We start from the raw sequence: 24,284 nt of genomic DNA, 5'->3' as shown, positions 1-24,284 counted from the left end.
TGGCCGCCTGTGCGGGCGCTGCGAATGCGTGCGCACGTCAACGACTAGGCAGCGTCGTCGTCATTGCGCAGGGAATGAACCATGCTCCGCAGGATCCGGAACGCGGCTGCCTGTTCGGGCTCCGTCAGGCCGGCCAGCATTCTCACTTCGACGGCCCGTACCGCCGCACTCGCCTTCTCCAGGCTCCGACGGCCGCGAGGCGTGAGCCGTGCGGGAAGGGCCTTTCCCACGGGCGCTTCCGCGGGCCTGGTCACATAGCCGTCTCGTTCGAGGGCTTGGAGCAGCACGTTCATCGACTGCCGCGTCACGAACGCGCCACGCGCGAGCTCGGAGTTCGACAAGCCCGGCCGCTGAGCGAGCAGTTCGAGGCAGGAGTAGTGCGTCACGGTCATCCCGAGTGGCCGCAGCACCTCCTCCATGGCTGCGCGCAGGGCGCTCGAAGCCTCTTTCAGCAGGTAGCCCAGTGACTTGTCCAGATCGACGCCGGAACCCTTTTGACTCATGTCAGCATTCTGACATACATTGCCTCGTGTCAGGAATCTGACACGTAGCGAAGGAGCATCACCATGCCCGCCACCGGCCCCGACTTCATCTCCCTCCAGGTACGCGACCTCAACGGTTCGCAGGCGTTCTACGAGCAGTACCTCGGCCTCGTCCGCTCGCAGGCCGGTCCCCCGCACGCCGTGGTCTTCGAGACGAAGCCGATCGCGTTCGCCCTGCGCGACGTCCTGCCCGGCACCGATCTCGCCTCCGTCAGCCGGCCCGGCACGGGCGTCGCGCTCTGGCTCCACGCCACCGACGTCCAGGCCATCCACGACGCGCTCGCCGCCGACGGTCACACCATCGTCTCGGCACCGATCGACGGCCCCTTCGGCCGTACCTTCACCTTCGCCGACCCCGACGGCTACCACGTCACTCTTCACGACCGCGCCTGACAGGCCGGACGCCGCCGACGCCCACCGCTTTGCCGTAGACCACCGGGTCGCTTCCGAGGAGTTGCAGCCGCTCGGCAGTCCCCGAGAACGTGCGGCTGGTACGGCAGCGCGGTTCAGGGCGCGAGGACGCGTGCGCGGCAGGCGGACGGGGTGCCCCAGGTCATGCGGAGGGCGCGGGCCTTGCGGAGCCACAGGGACAGGTCGAGTTCCTCGGTGTAGCCGACCGCGCCGTGGCACTGCAGGGCCGTGCGGGCCGCGAAGTACCCGGCCTCGCCGGTGGCGACCTTGGCCGCCGCGACGTCCCGGCCGGCCCGGGGCGCGGCGGAGGCCAGGGAGAGGGCGGCGGCGTGGACGAGCGGCTCGGCGAACTCCAGGGCGATGAGCGTGTCGGCGAGGCGGTGTTTGACGGCCTGGAAGGAACCGATCGCCTGACCGAACTGGTGGCGCCGGCGAACGTGGGCGACGGTCTGCTCCAGCAGCGCCCGGCCCACGCCCAGTGCCTGCGCCGCGGTGGCAAGGGCGGCGACGTCGGCGGCGTGCGCGGCGGCGCGCGGCACGTGCGGTCCCTCGGTCAGGACGGTGGCACCCGTCGGCCGGGACAGCCGCCGGGCCGGGTCCGCGGACTGCTGGACGGGCCCGGTGGACCTGGCGACGAACACGGTGTCGTCCGCCACGACGAGAACCAGGTCGGCGGCGTCCGCGTCCAGCGCGTAGGGGCTGGCGTCGGTGAAGGGGTTGACGGTCGCGATGGTCTTCCCGGACCCGATGCCGGGCAGCCAGGTGGCTGCGGCGGTGCGGTCGCCGAGGCGGTCGAGGAGGGCCGCCGCGGCGACGGTCTCCGCGAGCGGGCCGGGGACCGCGTGGCGCCCCAACTGGATGAACGCCAGGTCGAGTTCGAGCGGGAGCAGGCCGAGGCCGCCGTGTTCCTCGGGGGTGGCCAGGCCGAAGACGCCGGAGTCGGCCAGGCGGGCCCACAGTGCTCGTCCGGGGGTCTGGTCGCCGCGGGCCCACGCACGGACGGCGCCCGGGGTGTCCGCCGCCGCCAGCATGCTGTCCAGTGAACGTGCGAACTCCCGCTGCTCGTCGTCCAGGAGGAACCGCATCACCGGCGTCCCTTCGGCAGGCCGAGCAGCCGCTCGGCGATGATGTCGCGCTGGACCTCGTTGGTGCCGGCGTAGATGGGTCCGGCCAGGGAGAAGGTGTAGCCCTCGGCCCAACTGCCGTCCTCGGGTGCCTCCTCGGCGTGGTCGGCGAGTTCGCCGTACGGACCGAGCAGGTCGAGCGCGGTCTCGTGCAGAGCGATGTCCAGCTCGGACCAGAACACCTTGTTCATGCTCGACTCCGCGCCGATCGCCCCGCCGGCGGCGATGCGTGCGGCACCGGCGTAGGTGAACAGCCGGTAGGCGTGGGCTCCGATGAGCGCGTCGGCGACGCGGTCGCGCAGCGCCGTGTCGGCGGGGTCGGCCCGGTCCCGCCACAGTCGGACCAGCCGGTCGGCGGCGGCCGTGAAGCGGCCGGGGCTGCGCAGCGTGAGGCCGCGTTCGTTGCCCGCGGTGCTCATCGCGACCCGCCAGCCCTGACCGGGGTCGCCGATGACGTCCTCGTCGGGCACGAAGACGTCGTCGAGGAAGAGCTCGGCGAAGGCGGGTTTGCCGTCGAGCCGCCCGATGGGCCGTACGGTCACGCCGTCCGCGTCGAGCGGGAACATCAGGTAGGTCAGGCCCCGGTGGGGCTTGTCCGCGCCCGGGTGGCTGCGGAAGAGGCCGAAGGCGCGGTCGGCGAACGCGGCTCGGGAGGACCAGGTCTTCTGGCCGTTCAGCAGCCAGCCCCCGTCGGTCCTTCGGGCGGTGGAGCGCAGGGAGGCGAGGTCCGAGCCGGCTTCGGGTTCGGACCAGGCCTGGGCCCAGACCACCTCTCCGGCGGCCATGGGGGGAAGGACGCGGGCGCACTGCTCGGGGGTGCCGTGTTCGAAGAGGGTCGGGGCCAGCAGGTTGATGCCGTTCTGGCTGACCCTGCCGGGCGCGCCGGCCGCGTAGTACTCCTCCTCGAAGATCAGCCACTCCACCACGGAGGCGCCCCTTCCGCCGTACTTCTCGGGCCAGGAGACCACCGACCAGCGGTCGGCGGACAGGGTGCGCTCCCATTCCCGGTGGGCGGCGAAGCCCTCCTCCGTCTCCAGGGACGGCAGCGGCGTCCCCGGCACGTGAGCGGTGAGCCAGCTGCGCGCCTCGGCCCGGAAGGCGTCCTCGGCCGCGGAGAAGTCGAGATCCATCAGGTGTCCGCCTGCTTCGTCGCGCGGAGGTCTCTGCCGCCGAGGGACACGGCCGTCGCCGTCGCGTCGTGGGCGTGTGCGTGGGCGTGTGCGTGCGCGTGGGCGTGTGAGAGGGAGCCCGGTCCAGGGCGCAGGTCGTCGCGGCGGTCGGGCCGGTCCGTGGTGACCGCGGCGACCGGTCCGCGGCGCCCATGGCGGACGGGCTTCCCCGGTGCGGCGGTACGGGCAGCCGGCATCCACCCCCTCCTTCCCTAACAAGTGTTTGGTAGGTTAACGTACGAGGCGTCAGCCGTCGAGAGGCGCCCGGAGCCGCCCATGAGCAGCGTCGAGGAGTTCCACGACAGGTTCCACCACAGGTTCTGCACCGGGTGCCGCTGGACACCGCGGGTCCCGGTCCGCTCGGGTCCGGCGCGCCCGCCCAGGCCGGTGAACCCGCCTGTGAGACGGGTGCTCGCTCTTCCGGGCCGCGACGAGATACAGCGGAACATCATCGCCGAGTGCGTCCTCGGCCTGCCCAAGGAGGGCCGCCCGTGACCACCTCCCCGCCGCCCTATGTGCCCGGCCACCGACTGCTGGCAGGACGTGGCGCCGTCGTCACCGCGGCCGCCGGTGCCGGCATCGGCGGAGCGACCGCGCGCAGGCTGCTGGAGGAGGGCGCGAGCGTCGTGGTGTCGGATGCGCACGCGCGCCGGCTGAAGGAGTCCGCGGCCGAACTCGCCGACACCTTCGGGGCGGACCGGGTCGCCGCACTGCCCTGTGACGTCACCTACGAGGAGCAGGTGGCCGCGCTGTTCGACCTCGCCGAGGAGCGGCACGGGCGGCTCGACATCGTGGTGAACAACGCGGGTCTCGGGGGAACCGCCGATCTCGTCGACATGAGCGACGAGCAGTGGAGCCGGGTTCTCGACGTGACACTGGGCGGCACCTTCCGGTGCACACGGGCCGCGCTGCGGCGGTTCAAGGCCGCTGGTGGCGGTGGGGTCGTCGTCAACAACGCCTCGGTGGTCGGCTGGCGGGCGCAGCGGGGGCAGGCGCACTACGCCGCCGCGAAGGCGGGGGTGATGGCGCTGACCCGCTGTGCGGCCCTGGAGGCCGCCGAGTTCGGGGTCCGGGTCAACGCCGTGGCACCGAGCCTCGCCATGCACCCCCACCTGGTGAAGGTGACCACAGCGGAACTGCTGGAGGAACTGACCGCGCGGGAGGCGTTCGGCCGGTACGCCGAGCCGTGGGAGGTCGCCAACGTCATCGTGTTCCTGGCGTCCGGCTACTCGTCGTACATGACCGGCGAGACCGTCTCCGTCAGCAGCCAGCACGCGTGAGGCGCCCGTGTCCCGGTGCCGAGCAGCGGCAGTGACCGTAGGAGGACGACGGTGAGCTCCGGGCCCGACCGGCGCGGGCAACTCCTGGCCACCGCGGCCGAGGTGTTCGCCGCGCAGGGCTACCGTGCCACCACGGTCCGCGGGATCGCGGACGCCGCGGGGATGCTCGCGGGCAGCCTCTACTACCACTTCGACTCCAAGGAGTCGATGATCGACGAGATCCTCGCCACCTTCCTGGACGACCTCTGGTCACGATACGACGGCGTGCTGGCCGCCGGGCTCGGGCCGCGGGAGACCATCGAGGCCCTCGTCACCGAGTCCTTCCGGGAGATCGACCGGCACCACGCCGCTGTCGCGATCTACCAGAAGGAGTCCAGGCACCTGCAGGCCCAGCCGCGCTTCGCCTATCTCGCCGACTCGCAGGCGAAGTTCGAACAGGCGTGGCTGGGCACCCTGGAGCGCGGAGTGGCCGACCGGGTCTTCCGCGCCGACCTCGACGCCCGGCTGACGTACCGCTTCCTGCGCGACACCGTGTGGGTGGCCGCTTCCTGGTACCGGCCGGGCGGCCAGCACAGCCCGGAGGAGATAGCCCGCCAGTACCTGTCGATGGTGCTGGAGGGCATCACCCTGCGGAACTGACCCCGCGACAGCGAACAGGAGGCACCATGGCCGAGGCATACATCGTCGAAGCGGTCCGGACCCCGGTCGGCAAGCGCAACGGCGGGCTGTCCGCCGTGCACCCCGCCGACCTCGGAGCACACGTGCTCACGGCGCTGATGGAGCGCTCCGGAGCCGACCCTGCGGCCGTCGAGGACGTCGTGTTCGGCTGCCTGGACGCCGTCGGCCCACAGGCCGGGGACATCGCCCGCACCTGCTGGCTGGCCGCCGGGCTGCCGGAGGAGGTGCCGGGTACGACCGTGGACCGCCAGTGCGGTTCCTCGCAGCAGGCAGTGCACTTCGCCGCCCAGGGCGTGCTCTCCGGGACGCAGGACCTGGTGGTCGCGGGCGGTGTGCAGAACATGTCGATGATCCCGATCGCCTTCGCCACCCGCCAGGCCGCCGAGCCGCTCGGCCTGACCCAGGGCCCGTACGCCGGTTCCGAGGGCTGGCGCGCCCGCTACGGCGACCGGCCGGTCAACCAGTTCGCGGGCGCCGAGATGATCGCCGAGAAGTGGGGCGTCTCCCGCCAGGACATGGAGGAGTTCGCGCTCCGCTCCCACCGGCGGGCGATCCGCGCCATCGACGAGGGCCGCTTCGACCGCGAACTCGTGTCCTACGGCGAGGTGACCGTCGACGAGGGCCCGCGCCGCGACACCACCCTGGAGAAGATGGCGTCCCTGAAGCCGGTGTTCGACGGCGGCAGGATCACGGCGGCCGTCTCCTCCCAGGTCTCCGACGGCGCCGCGGCGATGCTGCTGGCGAGCGAACGAGCCGTACGGGAGCACGGTCTGACCCCACGGGCCCGCGTCCACCACCTCTCGGTGCGCGGCGAGGACCCGATCCGCATGCTGTCGGCGCCGATACCGGCGACCGCCTACGCGCTGAAGCGGGCCGGCATGACCCTCGACGACATCGATCTGGTGGAGATCAACGAGGCGTTCGCCCCCGTCGTGCTGGCCTGGCTGAAGGAGACCGGCGCCGACCCGGAGAAGGTGAACGTGAACGGGGGCGCCATCGCGCTCGGCCATCCGCTCGGCGCGACCGGCGCCAGGCTGATGACGACGCTCCTGCACGAACTGGAGCGCACCGGCGGCCGGTTCGGGCTGCAGACGATGTGCGAGGGCGGCGGCCAGGCCAACGTCACCATCATCGAACGGCTCTGAGCGGGACAGGGCCCGTCGGCTCCCCGATCCCAAGACCTCGGGGAAACCGGCGGGCGTCAGGAGACGGGCGTCAGCAGACGGACTCAGCAGACGGGGGTCAGCAGACGGGGGTCATGAGACAGACGTCAGGAGAGGGCCGACAGCCACTTCAGCGTCGTCTGGGCCTCGGCCATGATCCGGTCGACCAGTTCGGCGCAGGACGGCAGGTCGTCGATGAGTCCGGCGATCTGGCCGGAGGCCATCACCCCGAGGTCGGTGCGGCCGTCGACCATGGCCGCCTTCAGCAACATGGGGGTGTTGGCCGCCAGCAGGACCTGGCTCCAGGTCAGGTCCTTGCCGTGCTTCATCGCCAGTCCGTCGCGGACCATGGCGGCCCAGCTCATGCCGGACTCCCGCCTGAACGCGGACGCGTGCCGCACCGCGCGGAGCAGTGCGGTGACCCGGCCGGAGCGTTCCAGGCTGTCGACGAGCTCGCTGCGCAACATCCGGTGGGGCAGGCCGTCCACCTTGGTGGTGACGGTGATGTCCGCTACGCCCGCCGCCAGATAGCGGGCCTTGACGGCGTCCGGGACCGTGCTGTCCGAGGTGAGCAGGAAGCGGGTGCCCATCGCGACACCGGCCGCGCCGTAGGCCAGTGCGGCCACCAGACCGCGGCCGTCGCGGAAGCCGCCGGCCGCGATCACCGGGATGTCCACGGCGTCGACGACCTGTGGCAGCAGCACGGTGGTGGCCACGCTGCCCGTGTGGCCGCCGCCTTCCCCGCCCTGCACGACCACCGCGTCCACGCCCCAGGCCGCGACCTTCTCGGCATGCCGCCGGGCACCGACGGAGGGCACGACGATCACTCCCGCGTCCTTCAGACGAGCGATCAGCTCCCGGCTCGGCGCTAGCGCGAAGGACGCGACCCGCACCCCCTCCTCGACGACGACCCCGACGCGGTCGGCCGCGTCCGAGGCGTCCGCCCGTAGGTTGACCCCGAAGGGGGCCTCGGTGCGGGCCTTGACCTCGCGGACCGCCGCCCGCAGTTGCGGCACGGTCATGGTGGCGGAGGCGAGGATCCCCAGCGCGCCGGCGTTGGCCGCCGCGCTCACCAGCCGTGGCCCGGCCACCCAGCCCATGCCGGTCTGGACGATCGGATGGCGCACCCCGACGAGGGTGGTGAGCGGCGTGACGATCGCGGCGGTGTCGCTCATGCGGGCACCTCGCGGTCGCGGACGCCGCCCGGGTCGATGACCTCCCGGATCAGCCGCAGTTCACCGGCGGTCGGTTCGCGGGTGTACGGCACCTCGTCGGGGACGGTGAGCGGGAAGCCGGTGGCCGCCACGACCTGCTCCACCGTGACGCCCGGGTGCAGGCAGCGCAGCCGCATCGTGCGGTCCGGGGTGGCGAAGTCGAACACGCCCAGGTTGCTGACGACTTCGGGGATGCGGTGGTAGCGGGTGGCCGAGGGGCCCGCCGCGGCGGCGCGGTCGTAGCCGACTCCGCAGACCATGTCGACGTGGGCGACGAAGACCCGCGGCGAGTGCTTGCGCACCCAGTAACTGGTGGGGTTGTTCAGGGTGTTGACGGGAGCGCCGCGCACTCCCAGCAGCTGGCGCGTGGGGTGGGCCCAGTCGCCGATGCAGGAGATGTTCTGGTTGCCGTGGCGGTCGATCTGGCTCGCACCCATCATCACGTGCCGTCGGCCGGTGGCCACCAGGGCGAGGTGCTGCCGGTAGGGCAGCCAGCCCTCCACCACCTCGGCGGCCGCGCCGACGGCCGGCACGTCGCCGATGAGCAGCGCCTCGCCGTCGGTGAGCAGCAGGTCGGGGGCGAAGGTGAGCTTCGCCAGCCGGGCGCCGATGGTGGGCACGGTGCCCATGGGACTGGCGAGGATCTCGCCGGCGCCCCGCCAGGCCTCCGCACACGCCACCACGCAGTACTCGGCGCGCGTCGTCGCGTTCGCCGGGTTGATCGCGTTCGAAGTGTTCGTCGCGTTCGAAGTGTTCGTCGCGTTCGGACTGTTCGCCGTGTTCGCTGTCGGGTGGTTCACGCCCGCTCCTCGTGGAATGCCGTGACCGCGGCCTGGTACGTCTCCTCGTCGCCGGAGAGATAGCGGTCGGTGAACGCCCGCCAGGTCTGCGGGTCGCGGGCCGCCTGGGCGTAGGCGCGCTGGAAGGCCTCGTCGCGGCCGTGGTCGGGGGCGCAGGAGGTGAAGTGCGCACCGTTCGGCGCCTGTACGACCCCGGTCACGAAGGCCCGCTTGACCAGCAGGGTCTGCGGGGCGGCGTCCTTGAGCAGGTCGGCGGTGTCGACGATCTGCTCGCAGGAGACGTAGGCGGCGTCCGCGGCCTGGCAGAAGAGGTCGTCGAAGTACGGGTCGGGGCCCAGATACTGGGCGTTGCCCTGGGCGTCAGCCCGGTTGAGGTGGACCAGGGCCGCGTCCAGCCGCAGGGCGGGTACGGCGACCAGTTCCTCGGCGTCGTCGTAGGGTGAGGTGACCGTGCGCAGGTGGGGGTTGACCCTCATGACGTCGGAACCGAGGCCCGCGCGGATCGGCAGGAACGGCAGCCGCTGGGCCGCGGCGGTCAGCCCCCACATGAACATCGCCTCGTCCAGTTCCACCAGTTCGAAGGCGCCGCGCTGTCGGGCCGCGGTGAAGTGCGGCTCCAGGGGGACGGAGTCCAGGGTGGCGAAGGCGGCGACGAGCTTGCGGATCCTCCCGGCCGCCGCGAGCAGTCCGACGTCCGGGCCGCCGTAGGAGACGACGGTGAGGTCGGTGACGTCGGAGCGCAGCAGGGCACGGACCAGCGCCATGGGCTTGCGCCGGGAGCCCCAGCCGCCGATGCCGAGGGTCATGCCGCTGCCCAGGCGGCCGACGACCTCCTCGGCGGTCATCGTCTTGTCGGTCAACGCCCCTCCTCTAGTGCGGACTTCGCCGCGGCAGCGGCCAGGAACGCGTCGCGGTGCCGGTCGGCCACCCCGCTGAGGTTGGCCTCGAAGGTGAAGCCCTGCTCGAAGCGGTAGCTGCGGCGGACGTCCACCGGGTCGATGCCGTTGATCGCGGCCTTGGCCAGGCGGATCAGCAGGCCGTCCTTGGCGGCGATCTCGCGCGCCAAGTCCAGTGCGGTCTCTGCGAGTTGCTCGCGTGGGACGACGCGCCAGACCGAGCCGTGCCGGTGCAGCTCCGCAGCGGTGACGGTGCGCGAGGTGTAGTACAGGGTCCGCATCAGGTGCTGCGGGACGAGCCGGGCCAGATGGGTGGCGGCACCCAGCGCCCCGCGGTCCAGCTCGGGCAGGCCGAAGGTCGCGTCGTCGCTGGCGACGATCGCGTCCGCGTTGCCCACCAGGCCGACACCGCCGCCCAGGCAGAAACCGTGCACGGCGGCGACCACCGGGACCTCGCAGTCGTAGACCGCGGCGAACGCCTCGTAGCAGCCGCGGTTGGTGCCGATGAGCGCCGCGTGTCCGTCGGTGCGCTGCATCTCCTTGATGTCCGCGCCGGCGTTGAACCCGCGTCCGGTGGCGGTCAGGACGACGCACCGCACCTCGGGGTCGGCGCCGGCCGCGCGCACCGCCGCGGCCAGGTCGTACCAGCCCCGCACGGGAAGCGCGTTGACCGGTGGGAAGTCGACGTCGACGACGCGGATGCCCTCTTCGGGGGTTGTGGTGGAGACACCCATGAGCGGATCAGCTACCTTTCCACCAAACGTTTGTTAGGTACGAAGGTAGCAGCGGAGCACATTCTCCGGGAGGGCCTCATGGCAGTGGTCATCGATCTGAGCGGGAGCGTGGCGGTGGTCACCGGCGGCACGCGGGGGGTCGGTGCGGGGATCGCCCGGGGGCTGCTGGAGGCCGGGGCGGACGTCGTCGTCTGCGCGCGACGTCCTCCGGAGAAGCCGGTGGAGGAGGCCGGCCGTACGGCCCGGTTCCTCCCGCTCGACCTGCGCGACGCCGACGCCGTGACCGCCTTCTTCCAGCAGGTACGCCAAGAGCACGGCGGGCTCGACACCTTGGTCAACAACGCCGGCGGAACCCCGTACCGGATGCTCGCCGAAGGCGGGGCGCAGCGGCATGCGCGGGTCGTCGAACTGAACCTGCTCGCTCCCCTCACCGCCTCGCTCGCCGCCTACGAGGTGATGCGCGCGCAGCCCGGCGGCGGGTCGGTGGTGATGGTCGGCAGCGTCAGCGGCAGTCGCCCCTCCCCCGGCTCGGCGGCCTACGGGGCGGCCAAGGCGGGCCTGGAGCACCTCGCCAGGTCCATGGCCGTGGAGTGGGCGCCGCTGGTGCGGGTCAACACCCTCGTCCTCGGCATGGTCCGCACCGAACTGTCCCACCTGCACTACGGCGACGAGGACGGCATAGCCGCCGTCGGCCGCACCGTGCCGCTCGGCCGCCTCGCCGACCCGGCCGAGATCGGTGCCGCCTGCGTGTTCCTCGCCTCCGACCGCGCCTCCTACATCACCGGCGCCAGCCTCCTCGTGCACGGCGGCGGCGAACGCCCGGCCTTCCTCGACGCGGCCACCACCAACAAGTGAACCGCCCACCCACGACGTGAGGATGAATCCCATGAACGGACTGTGCAGCGGACGCGTCGCCGTCGTCACGGGGGCGGGGCGCGGGCTCGGCCGCGCGCACGCCCTCGCCCTGGCCGCGGAGGGCGCGGCGGTCGTCGTCAACGACCTCGGCGTCGGTCTCGACGGCACCGGGGCCGCCACCGGCCCCGCCCGCCAGGTCGTCGACGAGATCCTGGCGTCGGGCGGGCAGGCGGTCGCGCACGGCGGCGACATCGCCACCACCGAGGGCGCGTCGTCGCTGGTCCGTACGGCCCTGGAGACCTACGGCCGCCTCGACGCGCTGGTCAACAACGCCGGCTTCCTGCGCGACCGGATGCTCGTCAACCTCGACGAGGACGACTGGGACGCCGTGCTGCGCGTCCACCTGAAGGGCCACTTCCTGCCGCTGAGGCACGCCGCCGCTCACTGGCGCGCCGAGGCCAAGGCCGGGCGGACGCCGACCGCGCGGGTGGTCAACACCAGCAGCGGGGCGGGGCTGCTGGGCTCGGTCGGGCAGGGCAACTACAGCGCCGCCAAGGCGGGCATCGTCGGGCTGACGCTGGTCGCAGCCGCGGAGTTCGGCCGGTACGGCGTCCAGGTCAACGCCATCGCCCCGGCCGCCCGCACCCGGATGACCGAGGCGGCGTTCGCCGACACCATGGCCGTCCCCGCCGACGGCGGCTTCGACGCCATGGCACCGGCGAACGTCTCCCCGCTCGTCGTGTGGCTCGCGTCCGCCGCCTGCGCGGGTGTGACCGGGCGGGTCTTCGAGGCCGAGGGCGGCCGCATCACCGTCATGGAGGGCTGGCGACCTGGCCCCACGGTCGACAAGGGCGCCCGCTGGACCCCGGCGGAGGCGGGCGAGGCGGCCACGAAGCTGCTGGCGGACGCGGGGACGCCGCTGCCGGCGTACGGGGCGCAGTAGACCGGCGTGAGCGGTCTGAGGCGCATGCCTGCCGGGGCCGATGGGCGCCGCAGGTGCCCGTGCCGGTGCGGGCGGCGCCTCGCGGTTCTTCGACAGCTGCGCGTTCGCGGCGCCTGAGGGAGAAGGCGTCCCGCACTCCATGCCCGGCAGCCTGGCCTCGCACCGACAGGTCGCCCGAGGCGGCAACCCGTCGCCTTGGCGTACGGTCGGTGCCGTACGCGGGACTGCCGAAGCCCTGTCAGGGCACCGAGGAGCCGTCGATGCCCGACCAGAGTCTGCTGCGCGCCGCGCGTCTGGCCGGTTACGGTGCCGTGAGCACGCGGCTCTCCCTGCTCAGCGATCACCGGCTCGGGGAGGTCGTGGCAGCCGCCCGCCCGCTCGGGTCGGGCATCGGCGGCAGGTCGGCAGAGCTGGACGTCGACGGAACGCGTGTCTTCGTCAAGCGGATCCCGCTGACGGACACCGAACTGCGTGCGGAGAACGTGCGGTCGACGGCGAACGTCTTCGGACTGCCGTTGTTCTACCAGTACGGGGCGGGCTCGGCCGGGTTCGGTGCCTGGCGGGAGCTTGCCGTGCACATCATGACCACGAACTGGGTTCTCGGTGGTGAGTTCGCGGGATTTCCGCTGATGTACCACTGGCGTGTCCTGCCCGACTCCCCTCCCGAGGGGTTCACCGACGGGCTCGGGGGCCTGGAGGGGGCCGTCGCGCACTGGGAGGGATCACCCGCCGTTCGACGCCGGCTGGAGGCCATCGGCCGGTCCTCGCGCAGCCTGGTGGTCTTCCTGGAGCACGTGCCGCACACACTCGCCGGCTGGCTGGCCGACCACGGCGACACCGCCGTGCCCGACGACGGCAACGGCTCGCCCTACCCCTGGGTGGAGAAGGCCCTGATGGACGCGGCCGCCTTCATGAGTTCTCGCGGACTCGTCCATTTCGACGCCCACTTCGACAACATCCTGACCGACGGCCGCCGGCTCTACCTCGCCGACTTCGGACTCGCGCTCAGCTCCCGCTTCGACCTCTCGGCGGAGGAGTCCGGCTTCCTCGCGGACCACCTCGGCTACGACCGCTGCTACACCGCGAGCCACCTGCTCCAGTACCACGTGCTCGACCGCGTGCGGGGTGACACGGAACGCGCGGTCTTCCTGCGCGAGTGGATCGCGGGCCGGCGGCCCGGCAACATCCCGCCGGAGATCACGGCGATCATCGACCGGCACGCACGCCCTACCGCCGTCGTGGACTCCTTCTTCCGCCGGCTGCTCACCGAGAGCAAGCGGACGCCGTTCCCCGCCGCCGAGATCGCGCGGCAGTCGCGCGCGGGCGCCCCGACTCCCGGGTGAGGAAGGCCTTCAGTGCGGTCGCCCACCCGGCGAAGGGCCGGCCGGGCGTTCCCGCCGAGTAACGAAGTCCCATCATTGCTCCGATGTTTCCTGTCGGAGTCATTGACGTCTCCCGACCGCTCTCCTACTTTGCCTGCATGTTTTCCACCAGACAGCAAGCAGGCACCAGGGGACCCTCCGAAGCGGTCCGCTTATTCATCGGTTCTTATCGCGCGATCGCGGCCGGCCTCTGTGCGTTCCTGAGCCTCGGGGCACTGGCACTGGCACCGCCCGCACACGCGGCGACCGCGGTCAGCTACTTCGTCTCGCCCAGCGGCAGCGACAGCAATCCGGGAACCAGCGCCGCCGCTCCCTTCCGGACGCTCACCAAGGCGCAGAGCGCGGTCCGGGCGATCGACAAATCGACGTCGGGGCCGATCACCGTGACACTGGCCGGAGGCGTCTACCGGCTCACCAAGACACTCACCTTCACCGCCGCGGACTCCGGCGGCGGAACGGCCGGCACGGTCTGGTGGAAGGCGGCAGCCGGACAGGCCCCGGTCATCAGCGGCGGTGTCCGGATCAGCGGCTGGACGCGGACCGGCGCGGGCAGCGCCATCTGGTCCGCTCCGGCCCCCAGCGACCTCGACACCCGGCAGCTCTACGTGGACGGCGTGCGGGCCCAGCGTGCGACCGGCTCCCTGCCGGTGTCGGTCACCCAGACGGCCACCGGGTACACCACGGCGTCCGGCGACCCCATGGCCGGCTGGCGCAACCCGTCCGCGATCGAGTTCGTCTACCGGGGCGGACTCGGGCTGTGGACCGAACCGCGCTGCCCGGTCGCCGCCGTCACCGGCACCGCCATCACCATGGCGCAGCCCTGCTGGAACAACTCCACCCAGCGTGTGATGCGGACCGACGGCTCGGGCCGCACCTACAACCTGGTCGGCCGCAAGTCGATCACCGAGGCGCCGACAGCGGTGGAGAACGCCTACGAACTCCTCGACAAGCCCGGCGAGTTCTACCTGGACAAGAGCGAGCACCGGTTCTACTACATCCCCCGTTCCGGCGAGGACCTGACCACCGCGGACGTCGAGGCGCCCTCGCTCGACACCCTGGTGGCGACCTCCGGCAAGGCGTCCGACGAACTCAGCCACGTCGGCTTCCAGGGCATCCAGTTCAGCTACGCGAACTACACGACCTCCAACACCGGCACGGGCTTCTCGGAGATCCAGGCGACCTACCAGGTCACCGGCAGTACCGGCTACGCCACCCAGGGACTGTGCACCTTCGTGTCAGGGGGCACCTGCCCCTACGGCAACTGGACCAAGATGCCCGGCGCCGTCCGCTTCACCTACGACAAGAGCATCCACTTCGACCACGACTACTTCGTCCACCTCGGCGCGGCCGGACTGGACCTCGGCGACGGCTCGCAGAACGACACGGTCACCGCCTGTGTGTTCACCGACATCTCCGGCAACGGCCTTGACCTGGGCGGTGTGGACATCCCGCAGCCGAGCAGCGCGGCCCAGCACACCAGCGGGATCACCGTCAAGGACAGCCACTTCTACGGCACCGCGGCCGAGTACCGCGGCGGGGTCGCGATCGACGCCGGATACATCGAGACGTCGACCATCACCCACAACCAGATCGACCACGTGCCCTACACGGCGATCTCCATCGGCTGGGGCGGCTGGCCGGACAAGGTGAGCCTGCCCGCACAGCCCAACTACTCGAACAACAACACGATCTCGAACAACTCGATCTACGACCACATGTCCCTGCTCGGCGACGGCGGTGCCGTCTACACGAACGGAATCACCGGCACCTCGATGGCGAGCGGTGAGAAGGTCACCGGCAACGTGGTCCACGACCAGCTCAACACCTCCGGCGGGCACGTCCTGTACACGGACAACGGCGCCACCTACGTGTCGGTCCTCGGCAACGCCGTGTGGAACATCAACGTGTCGCCCTGGGGGAGCAAACACGTGAACTACACCGCGGGCGACGGGACGTACGACCCCACGGACATCGAGGGCAACTACTGGCCCAACGGCCCGTCCGACTACGACAGCAAGGGCGTCGTGATCCAGGACAACCACACCGTCACCGGGGCCGCCCAGGTCCCGTCGAGCATCATCGCGGCCGCCGGTATCGAGTCGTCGTACCAGTCGATCCTCTCCTGGCAGCCCGCCTGAGCCGGCGTGCGGGTCCGCAACCCCGAGCTTCAGGGAACGAACAGCTCGGGGTTCCCGCGGACGTGGTCTCCCACTCCGGCGGCGGGTCGCCCGATGCCCCTGAGGAATCCACCGACAGCGCCCGCTGGAAGCGAGTCACCGCATCACCAACCCGCGCCCCGCCGAGCAGCCCACCGGCCTCTCCGACCCCGACGTGTGTGCAGTAGCGGCTGCACTGGTCGGCTCGCATTCGAGAGCAGAAAGCCACCCAAGTTCGCAGATCATTTGGAGCTGGAAAGGTAGATCCTGGCTCACTTTCGGGCTCATCCCGGGGCTCATCATCGGAGTTCTTTTCGGACTGCAGTATTCTCTTCGGGGCTCGGGTATGGGTTGGTAACCGTGTTGGCCTTCGGGATCCCGTTCGGACAGGCAGGAGCGGTGTACCAGTTCCGCCACCTCGATCTTCAGCGCTGTCTCGCAGAAACCGATCTTTGATCGGCCGCTTTTTCTCCGGCAACGGCCACACCCGGGTCGGCGACACGGCAGAGCTGCGGCGAGCTCCGTGTAGGGACGCCGACACCGTCCCCAGTCAGCGGCTGCCTACGAGCGGTGGACCCGATGAAGTGTCTCAGGCGCCCTCCCACCACGCCTTTATGCCCTCCTCGGTGACGAACTCGTGGAAGTCCATGCTGGCGATCTCCAGGTTGCAGAGGTCGTCACACGCGGGGGCTTCCGGGCAGCGCCTGCTCGGCCCAGATGACCTTGCCTTCGCGGCCATGCCGCGTGCCCCAGCGCTCGGCGAGCTGGGCGACCAGCAGCAGACCGCGGCCGCCCTCGTCGTAGACACGCGCCCGGCGCAGGTGCGGGGCCGTGCTGCTCCCGTCGGCGACTTCGCACAACAGTGTCGACTGGAAGATCATCTGCAGCTGAACCGGATCCTTTCCGTAACGGATCGCGTTCGTGACCAGTTCGCTGACCATGAGCTGCGTGGCGAAGTCCAGCTCCTCCAGACCCCATGCGGCCAACGAGTCCGACGCATGCTCGCGGGCAGTGGCCACCACCGCCGGATCGGAGGGGAGATCCCACGTGGCGACGTGGCCGGCATCCAGCGTCCGGGTCCGGGCCACCAGGAGGGCGACGTCGTCGGCGGGGCTGGTGGGGAGCAGCGCGGACAGCAGCGCGTCGCAGGTCTCCTCCAACGAGGCCGGCGCCCGGGCGAGGACGTCCGCCAGCAGCGCCAGCCCGGCGTCCACGTCACGGACGAGGCTTTCGATGAGGCCGTCCGTGTACAGGACCAGCAGACTGCCTTCCGTCACTTCGAACTGGGCTGTCTCGAAAGGCAGCCCGCCCAGCCCCAGAGGCGGCCCGATCGGCAGCTCCGGGAAGACGACTTCACGTGCGGCCGCGCCGGTGCCGACCGTCGCGGGAGAGACCAGGGCCGGCAGCGGGTGTCCGGCGCTGGCCACTGAGCACAGGCGGGAGACCGGGTCATAGACCGCGTACAGGCAGGTGGCGCTCATCTCGTCCGAACCCCGCGTCTCCTCGCGCTGGAGCCGGATCACCACGTCGTCCAGATGGGTCAGCAATTCATCGGGCATGAGATCGATGTCCGCGAGGGTGCGCACGGCCGTCCGTAGCCGGCCCATGGTGGCGCAGGCGTGCAGGCCCCGGCCGACCACGTCGCCGACGACGAGTGCGACACGGGCTCCGGAGAGCGGGATCACGTCGTACCAGTCGCCTCCCACGCCGGACTCTGCGGGCAGGTAACGGGAGGCCGTCCCGACCGCGCACTGTTCCGCCACCGGCTCTGGCAGCAGACTGCGCTGGAGGGTGAGGGCGGTGTCACGCTCGCGGGTGTAGCGCTTGGCGTTGTCGAGGTGGATCGCGGCTCGCGAGGCGATCTCCTGGGCCAGGAGCAGTTCCTCCTCGTCGAAGGCGGCGGCGGTGGTGCGGTGCCGGAAGAACTGCACCAGGCCCAGTGGCCTGCCGTGGGCCCACAGCGGCACCAGCAGCATCGAATGGACGCCGAAGGTACGCAGGGCTTCCCGTTGGACCGCGGACTGCGCCATCCACTGCGGGACCTGTGCTGCGGTGATGCTGTACCGGATGGGCTGCCCGGTGGCCAGCACGCGGCCGGGCTCCGATCCCTCGGGGAAGGTGTGGGCCTGCCCCAACGGGAACGCGGAGTCCGGGCAGTCGCGCAGGGCGGACCGTTGGGCGATCCGGCGCAGCACCAGTCGGCCGGTAGCCGGTCGTGCGGCCCTGCCCGGGAGCAGGGCGTCGAGCAGGTCGACGGTGACCAGGTCGGCGAGGTATTCGGTGCCCACATCCGCCAGTTCCTGCGCGGTTCGGGTGATGTCGAGTGTGGCCCCGACCCGTCGGCTCGCCTCGTTGACCACCACCAGCCGACGCTGCAGCCAGCGGTCGCGCTCCTCCTGGTACACCGCCACGGCCTCTTCCGCGACGCGGTTCATGTACGTGAAACTCTGTGCGTTCCAAGTGATCAACGCTTCGCTGGCCAGGCCATTGTCCGAGGCCAGCCGGTAGACCTCCTCGCCGACGATGCGGTGGAGGCTCGCATGGCCCAGCCTGAGCGCTCGCAGGAACTCGGTGAGCGGCACTCCGTGCCGCACGAGCACGCGAGCGGTCTCGATATCGGCGGGCGGGGCCGCTGCCGAGGCCGCGTCGAGGCCGTACTCGTTGATGTCCAGCGTGGCGGTGACATGCTGGGAGACGGCTGCCGGCGCCACGATGGCGGTGTCCTCGTACTCCCACACCCATGGAAGGTCGGGCGAGATCTCCTGAAGCACGGCGTCCGTCAGCTCGTCCGTGCGGGGCCTGAGCTCTCGGGCAAGATCACGCAGGAAGGTGTCGACGTCGATCCCCACATGGGCACTGTACGGCGAGGGGGACCTGGACGCAGGGCCGAGTGTCAGGGGGCGACGAGTGCCGCAGTGTGAGAGCGCCACAGCCTTGATCGCCGCGGCGCTGATGCGCGCTGCGGGGTCGGCGGGCGCTCTCATGCTGACCTCCTCCACCTGGATCGGCGGGTCCGGCCGGGACCGCGCTCCGGTGTGGGCGAGCGCTCGGCCGACCGTTACCGCGACATCGGCCGACGAGTCGCGGATCCACCGCGGCACGGGTACTCGGCGAACAGCCGGAGGGCATCGGGGCCGGTGTGGTCGGGCCGGCAACGCCGTGCAGGAGGAGCGTCGTCGGCGTGCTCACATTCCCGAACGTCGACGGCGGAGCGTCAGTTGGGGTTCAACGCAGATGCCGCACCGGGCGGGCGCTCGGCCGGACTCAGCGCCGTCCCGGCTCGCCCGTGGCGAGCAGTCCGTTGACCACGAGCGTCGCCAGCGCGTCCGCCGTGTCCGCGAGCAGCTGCGACGAGACGGGCTCGGGCCTTCCCAGGCGGCGCGCCATCGGGCCGTCGACCATGCCCCCAACAGGCGGCACGACAGCGAAGAACAGCACATCCATCGGGACGGGCGCCATGCGTCCGGAGGCGACGAGCCGCTCGATGCTGGACGACATGAGTTCCAGGGTCGGTGCCACGAAGCGCTCGTACAGGTAGTCCAGCCGCTCGGTGTCCCGGGAGGACTCGTCGACGAAGATGCGTCCGATCAGCGGCGTGTCCGCCGCGGTCCGGTAGAAGCCGATGATGATCTGCCGCAGCCGCTCGGCGTCATCCGCTTCGGGGTCCACCTGCGGCATCCGCCCCAGCTGCGCACTCAGCGCATGGTCCATCACCGCACGCCAGAACGCCGCCTTCGACCCGTACCGGTCGTTGATGAAGTTGTGGCTGACACCTAGGCGTCGGGCCAGCTCACGGGCTGAGGCGTGGTCGTATCCCAGCTCCGCGAAGGCCTCAAGGCCTCGCTGGAGGATGCTCTCCTCGTCCGGCACCGAAGAGGTGCCGGCACCGGGGCGGCCCGGCCGTCGAACAGACTCGGCTCGTACTCCCATCACTGCCTCCTGAACTGCTTGCTCGCTCCTGCGCGGTGTCAGCCTCTCAGACGTCGCCGGCCGCCCCTGACCGAGCTTACTTGACACCCGTCAGGTTACCGGTAATCTGACGAGTGTCAGACACTACTGTCGGCCTCCCCCCAACCGCCTGATCGGCAGGACGCCCGGCGCCTGGCCGCACTTGAAGTGGAGATCCATGTCCGCGAAGCGCATCCCCCACACGGCACCCGGACCAGCAGTCGGCCTCGTCCCGGGGCCCACCCGACACCGCGTCGACGTCGAGTGCGCGGCGCCGCTGCTCACCGCCGGCGATCCGCTCGCCGACGCCGTCATCGCCGAACTGGACCTCCACGGCGCCAAGGCACGGCAGGCCCTCGACACCGGCCTGCGGAAAGGCCTGGCAGCCCTCGATGAGCGGCCTCCCGAAGCCGTGGCGGCACTGCTGAGGCAGACGGAGACCACCCCGTCCTGGGTCGATCCCCTGATGCTCCACCGCGGCGATGTCGTGAGCCTGTCCGTCCCACCCCTGTGGTTCGCCATCTGCTCGATCACCAGTGCCCTCGTCCACGCCTACGCCTCCCCGGCCATCGCGCGGGCGGTGGCCGCAGCAGACAGGCATGCACCCACTGCTTCACGCCACCTCGTGCAGGCCGGCGTATGGGCACGGCAGACCATCCGGCCGGGAGGGCTGCTGCGCGGAGGCCCGGGTTACGTGGCCACCGTCGAGGCGCGGCTGCACCACGCCCGCATGCGGACCACATCCCTCGCGCACTGGAACAGCGGCGCCCCGGGTCTTCCGGTCGGCCAACTGGACATGGCACGCACCTGGCTCGGCTTCACCCTCGTCGCCTTCCAGGCACTGGCGGCCGTCGGCGTCGAGATCACTGACGAGGAGGAGCGCCACCTCTACCGGTACTGGTCGTACGTCGCCCATCTTCTCGGCCTTGACGAGCGCCTGTACCAGGACGTCGTCGACCACGCCGGCGCCCGTCGCCTCCAGGACCTGCTGAACGACCTGACGGCCGCGCCCGACGCCGCCTCACGCACGGCGACCGCTGCCGTGATCGCCGCGCAGGCCCACGCGACGTCTCACGCCCCGGGCACGGTCCTGTCCGAGGGGCAACTGCGCGACCTCCTCCACAGCGTGCTCCGGCGGTCACTGGGGCAGACCGCGGACCGTCTCGGCGTGCCCGACATCCCGGCCGGGGACGACCTCACGCCTCTGGTCAGCACCGTGAACCGGCAGTCCCGTTTCTGGCAGACCTTCTCCCCCGCCTCGGCTCAGGCAGCCCGCCGACAGGCCGTCGACGAGCCCGGCCCGGGGCACGAACCCATCGCGGTCGTACTTCCGCTCGGTGCCGCTTTTCAGCGCCGCGCGGAAGTCCGTCACCCGGGATCGGGAAGTCCGGCGGCCTGACCCTCCCTTCCCGCTTCCGCGCCGTGCCATGTGACGAGCTCCGACGAAGCAGCCGTCCGTGCCGTAGCAGGACACTCTCCTGCCCCTTGACCACCTCGTCTGGAGACCTCCTCATGTCCCACACCTCGACCTACGGACCGGACACGGCCACCGTGTCCTCGCTTCCGTCGGCCGACGCGCCGCCTCGTCATCGCTGGTGGATCCTCGCCGTCATCGGCGTGGCCCAGCTCATGGTGGTGCTCGACTCGACCATCGTGAACATCGCCCTGCCCGCGGCCCAGAAGGACCTGGGCTTCTCCGACGGCGACCGGCAGTGGGTCGTCACGGCATACGCCCTCGCCTTCGGCAGCCTGCTGCTGCTCGGCGGACGTATAGCCGACCTCTTCGGCCGCAAGGCCACCTTCCTGGTCGGGCTGGTCGGCTTCGCCGGCGCCTCCGCTCTCGGCGGCGCCGCGGGCAGCTTCGAGATGCTGATCACCGCACGCGCCATCCAGGGCCTGTTCGGCGCCCTCCTCGCACCGGCCGCACTGTCACTGCTCACCACCACGTTCACCGACCCCAAGGAACGCGCCAAGGCCTTCGGTGTCTTCGGCGCCATCGCCGGCGCCGGCGGTGCCGTCGGCCTGCTCCTCGGCGGTGTGCTCACCGAGCACCTCGACTGGCGCTGGACCCTCTACGTCAACCTCGCCTTCGCCGCTGTCGCGTTCATCGGTGGAACCGTGCTGCTGCGTCGCACCACCCGCGACACGACCGCCACCCTCGACATCCCCGGCGCCGTCCTCGTCGGCGGCGGACTGTTCTGCCTGGTCTACGGCTTCGCCAACGCCGAAAGTCATGACTGGACTTCCCCGCAGACTTGGGGCTGGCTGGCCGCGGGCCCCGTCCTGCTCGCCGCGTTCACCGTGTGGCAGACGAAGTCCTCCCACCCCCTCCTCCCCCTGCGCGTGCTGCTCGACCGCAACCGCGGCGCCTCCTTCATCTCCATGCTGATCAGCGGTGCCGGCATGTTCGGCGTCTTTCTCTTCCTCACCTATTACCTGCAGCAGATCCTCGGCTACACGCCCATCGAGACCGGACTGGCGTTCCTGCCGATGGTCGCCGGACTCATGATCACCAGCACTCTCGCCACCAACGTGCTCATCCCCCGCATCGGCCCCAAGGCGGTGGTCCCGCTCGGCATGGGCCTGGCCGCGGCCGGCATGGCCTGGATGACCGCCCTCGACCTCGGCAGCTCGTACGTCGCGGACATCCTGCCCACGTTGATCGTGACTGGACTCGGCCTCGGCCTGGTGATCGCTCCCGCCATGAGCCTGGCCGTCTCCGGTGTCGACCCCGAGCACTCCGGGGTCGCCTCCGCCGCCGTCAACGCCATGCAGCAGGTCGGCGGCTCCATCGGCACGGCGCTCCTCAACACCCTGGCCACCAGCGCCGCCACCGACTACCTGGTCGGCAAGAACCCCAGGGACCCCGCCGTGCAGGCCCACGCCGCGCTGAAGGCCTACTCCACCGCCTACTGGTGGTCGGCCGCCTTCTTCGCCGTCGGCCTCATGGTCAGCGTCGCCCTCTACCGCCGCGGCGTGCCGGAGCAGGACCCCGACGCGGCACCCGTCGTACACATGTGAGAAACGAGCAGAGGCGGCACCGCGCATGAGCCGGTCCGCCGCCTGTGACACCTCCGGCCACAACGGGGCCGCACCGACCCGGAAACACCGGGCTCGGTGCGGCCCGTTCAGCGATCTGGCGTCCACCGGCTCCGCCGACCCCACTGTCGTGGAGTGTGGGAATGGCGTCGGCCGATAGTGTGGAGGGAGAAGTCCCGCAGACTGGCCGACTCGCGGTCAAGAGCCAGAGAGCATTTCGGATTCCCCGTGACCCCCGGATTACGAGCGTCGTCCCCGGAATCTGTAACGACCTCGGGATAAATTGCGTTCGAGGGCGTCGGCCCGGTGTCAACGGTCGATCAGTCCAGGTGATGGCACATCGGTTGCCCGCTACGACTGCGGCTTTCAGCGCCCGTCGCACTCCGCGCGTAGGGGCGTGATGATCTCTTCGACGAGCCAGTGTGCGACTTGCGGGGGGTAGGGGCTTCGCAGGCTCAGCACGATGTGCGTCAGGCCAGCGCCTATGAGCTCCCGGATGGCCTTGCGGTCACCGGCTGGGTCGTCGTAGGAGACGATGTACTGCACGGAGCGGGTGATCGTCTGTGGGTCCCGGCCGGCAGCCACGCAGTGCGCGTCTAGGACGCGGCTGCGTTGGGTGATGTAGTCGAGGGTGTTGTGCGGCGGGCCGGGGATGTTCCAGATGTCCGCGTGTTCGGCGACCAGGCGAAGGGTTCTGGTTCCCCAGCCGCCGATCAGCAGTGGCGGGCCTGGTTGCTGGACGGGCTTGGGTTCGTTGCGATTGCCCTTGAGTGTGTAGTAGTGGCCGTGGAAGTCGAAGACATCCTCCGTCCACATGTGCTTGAGGATGGTGATGGTCTCGGCCAGGCGGGCGATGCCTTCGGCCGGCGGGACCAGGGTCAGGCCGTAGGCGTCGTACTCCGCGACGGCGGGGTTCTCGCCGGTGATGCCACCGGCGTTGGGTGGCTGGTGGGTGCCGCCCACACCGAGGCCCATGACCAGGCGACCACGGGAGATCACGTCCACCGTCGTTGCGATCTTGCCTAGGACGGCGGGCTGGCGGATGCGATTGCTGGTCACAAGCAGTCCCAGCCGAAGCCGTTGGGTCTGTGCGGCCAAGGCGCTCAGCAGCGTCCACCCTTCGAGAATCTGTCCGTCCTTGGGGCCTGCGATCGGCATCAGGTGGTCCCACAGCCATGCGTCCGCGATCTCCGGCAAGGCGTCAGCCTCCTGCCACACTCGGAGGATTTCCTCGTAGGAGGCGCGCATCGGGGTGGTCTTGATGCCGAACGTCACTCGGTGCTGAATCTGGTCGGTCATGGTGCACACGCACCCTTCGGCTCGACGTGTCGCCGCTGATGACGGCAACACTGTCACCATAGATGATCGTCAGCTACCCTGACGATCAGTCCCACGATACGATGCGGGCATGACGGACCATGCAGCCTCTGAGGCCCTTGCCTCCCGACTCGGCTATCTGCTCAAGCACGTGCAGCTGCGGCTGGCTGAGGCGTCCGCGCTGGCGCTGGCGCCGTTCGGCATCGACGGCCGCGAGCTGGCGGTCCTGGTCGTGCTCGCGGCGGAATACCCGTTGTCCCAGCTGGAGGCGGCGGGCAGGCTCAGCGTCGACCGCACGACGATGGTGGCGCTCGTCGATGCCCTGGAGGAGAAAGGGCTCGTCGAGCGCCACCGTAGCTCCCAGGACCGGCGCAAGAACACCGTGCAGCTGACCCCAACGGGTCAGGACACCTTGCGCAAGGCCGAGCACGCCCGCGAAGAGATGGAACGTCAGTTCCTCGCCCCGCTCTCCCCCTCGGACGCAAACCAATTGGTCCGAGCCCTGCAGATCCTCGTCACCGCCCCGAAGACCGTCGACTACTGACCTTGAATGCGTAATGTCGTCATGCTGGTTGGCGTCGGAGGCCGGTGCCGGTGAGGCAGCCGTCGAGGACGTCGGGGCGGTACTGGAGC

The 24,284-nt window shown here is 70.8% G+C and carries 23 protein-coding genes; 12 read left to right on the top strand and 11 right to left on the bottom strand.

Annotation, left to right across the window (positions count from 1 at the left end):
• Positions 1-44 precede the first annotated feature (44 nt).
• On the bottom strand, positions 45-503 hold the full coding sequence (locus AB0M11_RS22815) for a MarR family transcriptional regulator (RefSeq protein WP_365708251.1): 459 nt from the start codon (positions 501-503) through the stop codon (positions 45-47).
• Positions 504-566: 63 nt separating this feature from the next.
• Between AB0M11_RS22815 and AB0M11_RS22810 the strand changes: the two genes are divergently transcribed.
• Positions 567-935: a VOC family protein gene (locus AB0M11_RS22810; protein WP_365708249.1), complete on the top strand. Its 369-nt coding sequence runs from the start codon at positions 567-569 to the stop codon at positions 933-935.
• Between the two features lie 113 nt (positions 936-1,048).
• Here AB0M11_RS22810 and AB0M11_RS22805 read toward each other — a convergent pair whose 3' ends face one another.
• Genes AB0M11_RS22805 through AB0M11_RS22795 form a run of 3 tightly spaced genes read right to left on the bottom strand, consistent with a single transcriptional unit; the run spans position 1,049 to position 3,443 of the window.
• Entirely contained in the window at positions 1,049-2,038 is a 990-nt protein-coding gene (locus tag AB0M11_RS22805; protein WP_365708247.1) for an acyl-CoA dehydrogenase family protein, read from the bottom strand.
• Positions 2,038-3,207, bottom strand: coding sequence for an acyl-CoA dehydrogenase family protein (locus AB0M11_RS22800; protein WP_365708245.1), 1,170 nt, complete (start codon positions 3,205-3,207; stop codon positions 2,038-2,040). Before AB0M11_RS22800 ends, AB0M11_RS22805 begins: the two co-directional genes overlap by 1 nt.
• Positions 3,207-3,443, bottom strand: coding sequence for a hypothetical protein (locus AB0M11_RS22795; protein WP_365708243.1), 237 nt, complete (start codon positions 3,441-3,443; stop codon positions 3,207-3,209). The genes AB0M11_RS22800 and AB0M11_RS22795 overlap by 1 nt, the downstream gene beginning before the upstream one ends.
• 79 nt (positions 3,444-3,522) lie before the next feature.
• Between AB0M11_RS22795 and AB0M11_RS22790 the strand changes: the two genes are divergently transcribed.
• The 4 genes from AB0M11_RS22790 to AB0M11_RS22775 are packed head-to-tail and all read left to right on the top strand — an operon-like array spanning position 3,523 to position 6,349.
• Positions 3,523-3,741, top strand: a complete 219-nt coding sequence (locus AB0M11_RS22790) for a hypothetical protein (protein WP_365708241.1) — start codon at positions 3,523-3,525, stop codon at positions 3,739-3,741.
• A complete protein-coding gene (locus AB0M11_RS22785) occupies positions 3,738-4,526 on the top strand; it encodes an SDR family oxidoreductase (protein ID WP_365708239.1) in 789 nt (262 codons plus the stop codon). Before AB0M11_RS22790 ends, AB0M11_RS22785 begins: the two co-directional genes overlap by 4 nt.
• A gap of 15 nt (positions 4,527-4,541) precedes the next feature.
• On the top strand, positions 4,542-5,165 hold the full coding sequence (locus AB0M11_RS22780) for a TetR/AcrR family transcriptional regulator (RefSeq protein ID WP_365708237.1): 624 nt from the start codon (positions 4,542-4,544) through the stop codon (positions 5,163-5,165).
• 26 nt (positions 5,166-5,191) lie between these two features.
• Complete coding sequence (locus AB0M11_RS22775; RefSeq protein ID WP_365708235.1) at positions 5,192-6,349, top strand: acetyl-CoA C-acetyltransferase; 1,158 nt, start codon at positions 5,192-5,194, stop codon at positions 6,347-6,349.
• A gap of 125 nt (positions 6,350-6,474) precedes the next feature.
• Here the strand turns inward: AB0M11_RS22775 and AB0M11_RS22770 are convergent, their stop codons facing one another.
• The 4 genes from AB0M11_RS22770 to AB0M11_RS22755 form a co-directional block, all read right to left on the bottom strand.
• A complete protein-coding gene (locus tag AB0M11_RS22770; RefSeq protein WP_365708233.1) occupies positions 6,475-7,542 on the bottom strand; it encodes a nitronate monooxygenase in 1,068 nt (355 codons plus the stop codon).
• Positions 7,539-8,303 carry a CoA-transferase gene (locus tag AB0M11_RS22765; RefSeq protein WP_365708321.1) on the bottom strand — a complete coding sequence of 255 codons (765 nt, stop codon included), beginning with the start codon at positions 8,301-8,303 and terminating at the stop codon, positions 7,539-7,541. Before AB0M11_RS22765 ends, AB0M11_RS22770 begins: the two co-directional genes overlap by 4 nt.
• A gap of 74 nt (positions 8,304-8,377) precedes the next feature.
• On the bottom strand, positions 8,378-9,241 hold the full coding sequence (locus tag AB0M11_RS22760) for a CoA-transferase (RefSeq protein ID WP_365708229.1): 864 nt from the start codon (positions 9,239-9,241) through the stop codon (positions 8,378-8,380).
• A complete protein-coding gene (locus AB0M11_RS22755) occupies positions 9,238-10,011 on the bottom strand; it encodes an enoyl-CoA hydratase family protein (protein ID WP_365708227.1) in 774 nt (257 codons plus the stop codon). The genes AB0M11_RS22760 and AB0M11_RS22755 overlap by 4 nt, the downstream gene beginning before the upstream one ends.
• Before the next feature lie 78 nt (positions 10,012-10,089).
• Here AB0M11_RS22755 and AB0M11_RS22750 point away from each other — a divergent pair, with 78 nt between their 5' ends.
• The 4 genes from AB0M11_RS22750 (at position 10,090) to AB0M11_RS22735 (ending at position 15,329) form a co-directional block, all read left to right on the top strand.
• Positions 10,090-10,866, top strand: coding sequence for an SDR family oxidoreductase (locus tag AB0M11_RS22750; RefSeq protein ID WP_365708225.1), 777 nt, complete (start codon positions 10,090-10,092; stop codon positions 10,864-10,866).
• Between the two features lie 31 nt (positions 10,867-10,897).
• On the top strand, positions 10,898-11,809 hold the full coding sequence (locus AB0M11_RS22745; protein WP_365708223.1) for an SDR family oxidoreductase: 912 nt from the start codon (positions 10,898-10,900) through the stop codon (positions 11,807-11,809).
• 260 nt (positions 11,810-12,069) lie between these two features.
• The gene (locus tag AB0M11_RS22740; RefSeq protein ID WP_365708221.1) at positions 12,070-13,152 is read left to right on the top strand and encodes a protein kinase family protein; all 1,083 of its coding nucleotides are present in this window, start codon (positions 12,070-12,072) and stop codon (positions 13,150-13,152) included.
• A 137-nt stretch (positions 13,153-13,289) separates the two neighbouring features.
• On the top strand, positions 13,290-15,329 hold the full coding sequence (locus tag AB0M11_RS22735; RefSeq protein ID WP_365708219.1) for a fibronectin type III domain-containing protein: 2,040 nt from the start codon (positions 13,290-13,292) through the stop codon (positions 15,327-15,329).
• Positions 15,330-16,024: 695 nt separating this feature from the next.
• Here the strand turns inward: AB0M11_RS22735 and AB0M11_RS22730 are convergent.
• Both AB0M11_RS22730 and AB0M11_RS22725 read right to left on the bottom strand, forming a co-directional pair.
• Positions 16,025-18,196 (bottom strand): SpoIIE family protein phosphatase, encoded by a 2,172-nt coding sequence (locus tag AB0M11_RS22730; protein ID WP_365708217.1) that lies wholly within the window; start codon positions 18,194-18,196, stop codon positions 16,025-16,027.
• 415 nt (positions 18,197-18,611) lie between these two features.
• On the bottom strand, positions 18,612-19,277 hold the full coding sequence (locus AB0M11_RS22725) for a TetR/AcrR family transcriptional regulator (RefSeq protein ID WP_365708215.1): 666 nt from the start codon (positions 19,275-19,277) through the stop codon (positions 18,612-18,614).
• A gap of 196 nt (positions 19,278-19,473) precedes the next feature.
• On the opposite strand from AB0M11_RS22725, the gene AB0M11_RS22720 reads away from it, so the two are divergent.
• Complete coding sequence (locus AB0M11_RS22720; protein ID WP_365708213.1) at positions 19,474-20,694, top strand: oxygenase MpaB family protein; 1,221 nt, start codon at positions 19,474-19,476, stop codon at positions 20,692-20,694.
• Between the two features lie 113 nt (positions 20,695-20,807).
• Positions 20,808-22,316 carry an MFS transporter gene (locus AB0M11_RS22715; RefSeq protein ID WP_365708211.1) on the top strand — a complete coding sequence of 503 codons (1,509 nt, stop codon included), beginning with the start codon at positions 20,808-20,810 and terminating at the stop codon, positions 22,314-22,316.
• A gap of 384 nt (positions 22,317-22,700) precedes the next feature.
• Here AB0M11_RS22715 and AB0M11_RS22710 read toward each other — a convergent pair whose 3' ends face one another.
• Positions 22,701-23,633, bottom strand: a complete 933-nt coding sequence (locus tag AB0M11_RS22710; RefSeq protein WP_365708209.1) for an LLM class flavin-dependent oxidoreductase — start codon at positions 23,631-23,633, stop codon at positions 22,701-22,703.
• A 109-nt stretch (positions 23,634-23,742) separates the two neighbouring features.
• On the opposite strand from AB0M11_RS22710, the gene AB0M11_RS22705 reads away from it, so the two are divergent.
• Positions 23,743-24,195 (top strand): MarR family winged helix-turn-helix transcriptional regulator, encoded by a 453-nt coding sequence (locus AB0M11_RS22705; RefSeq protein ID WP_365708207.1) that lies wholly within the window; start codon positions 23,743-23,745, stop codon positions 24,193-24,195.
• Positions 24,196-24,284: the final 89 nt, after the last annotated feature.

The organism is Streptomyces sp. NPDC051987 (genome assembly GCF_040680735.1).
Lineage (GTDB): Bacteria > Actinomycetota > Actinomycetes > Streptomycetales > Streptomycetaceae > Streptomyces.
This window is presented reverse-complemented; position numbering and strand designations above follow the sequence as displayed.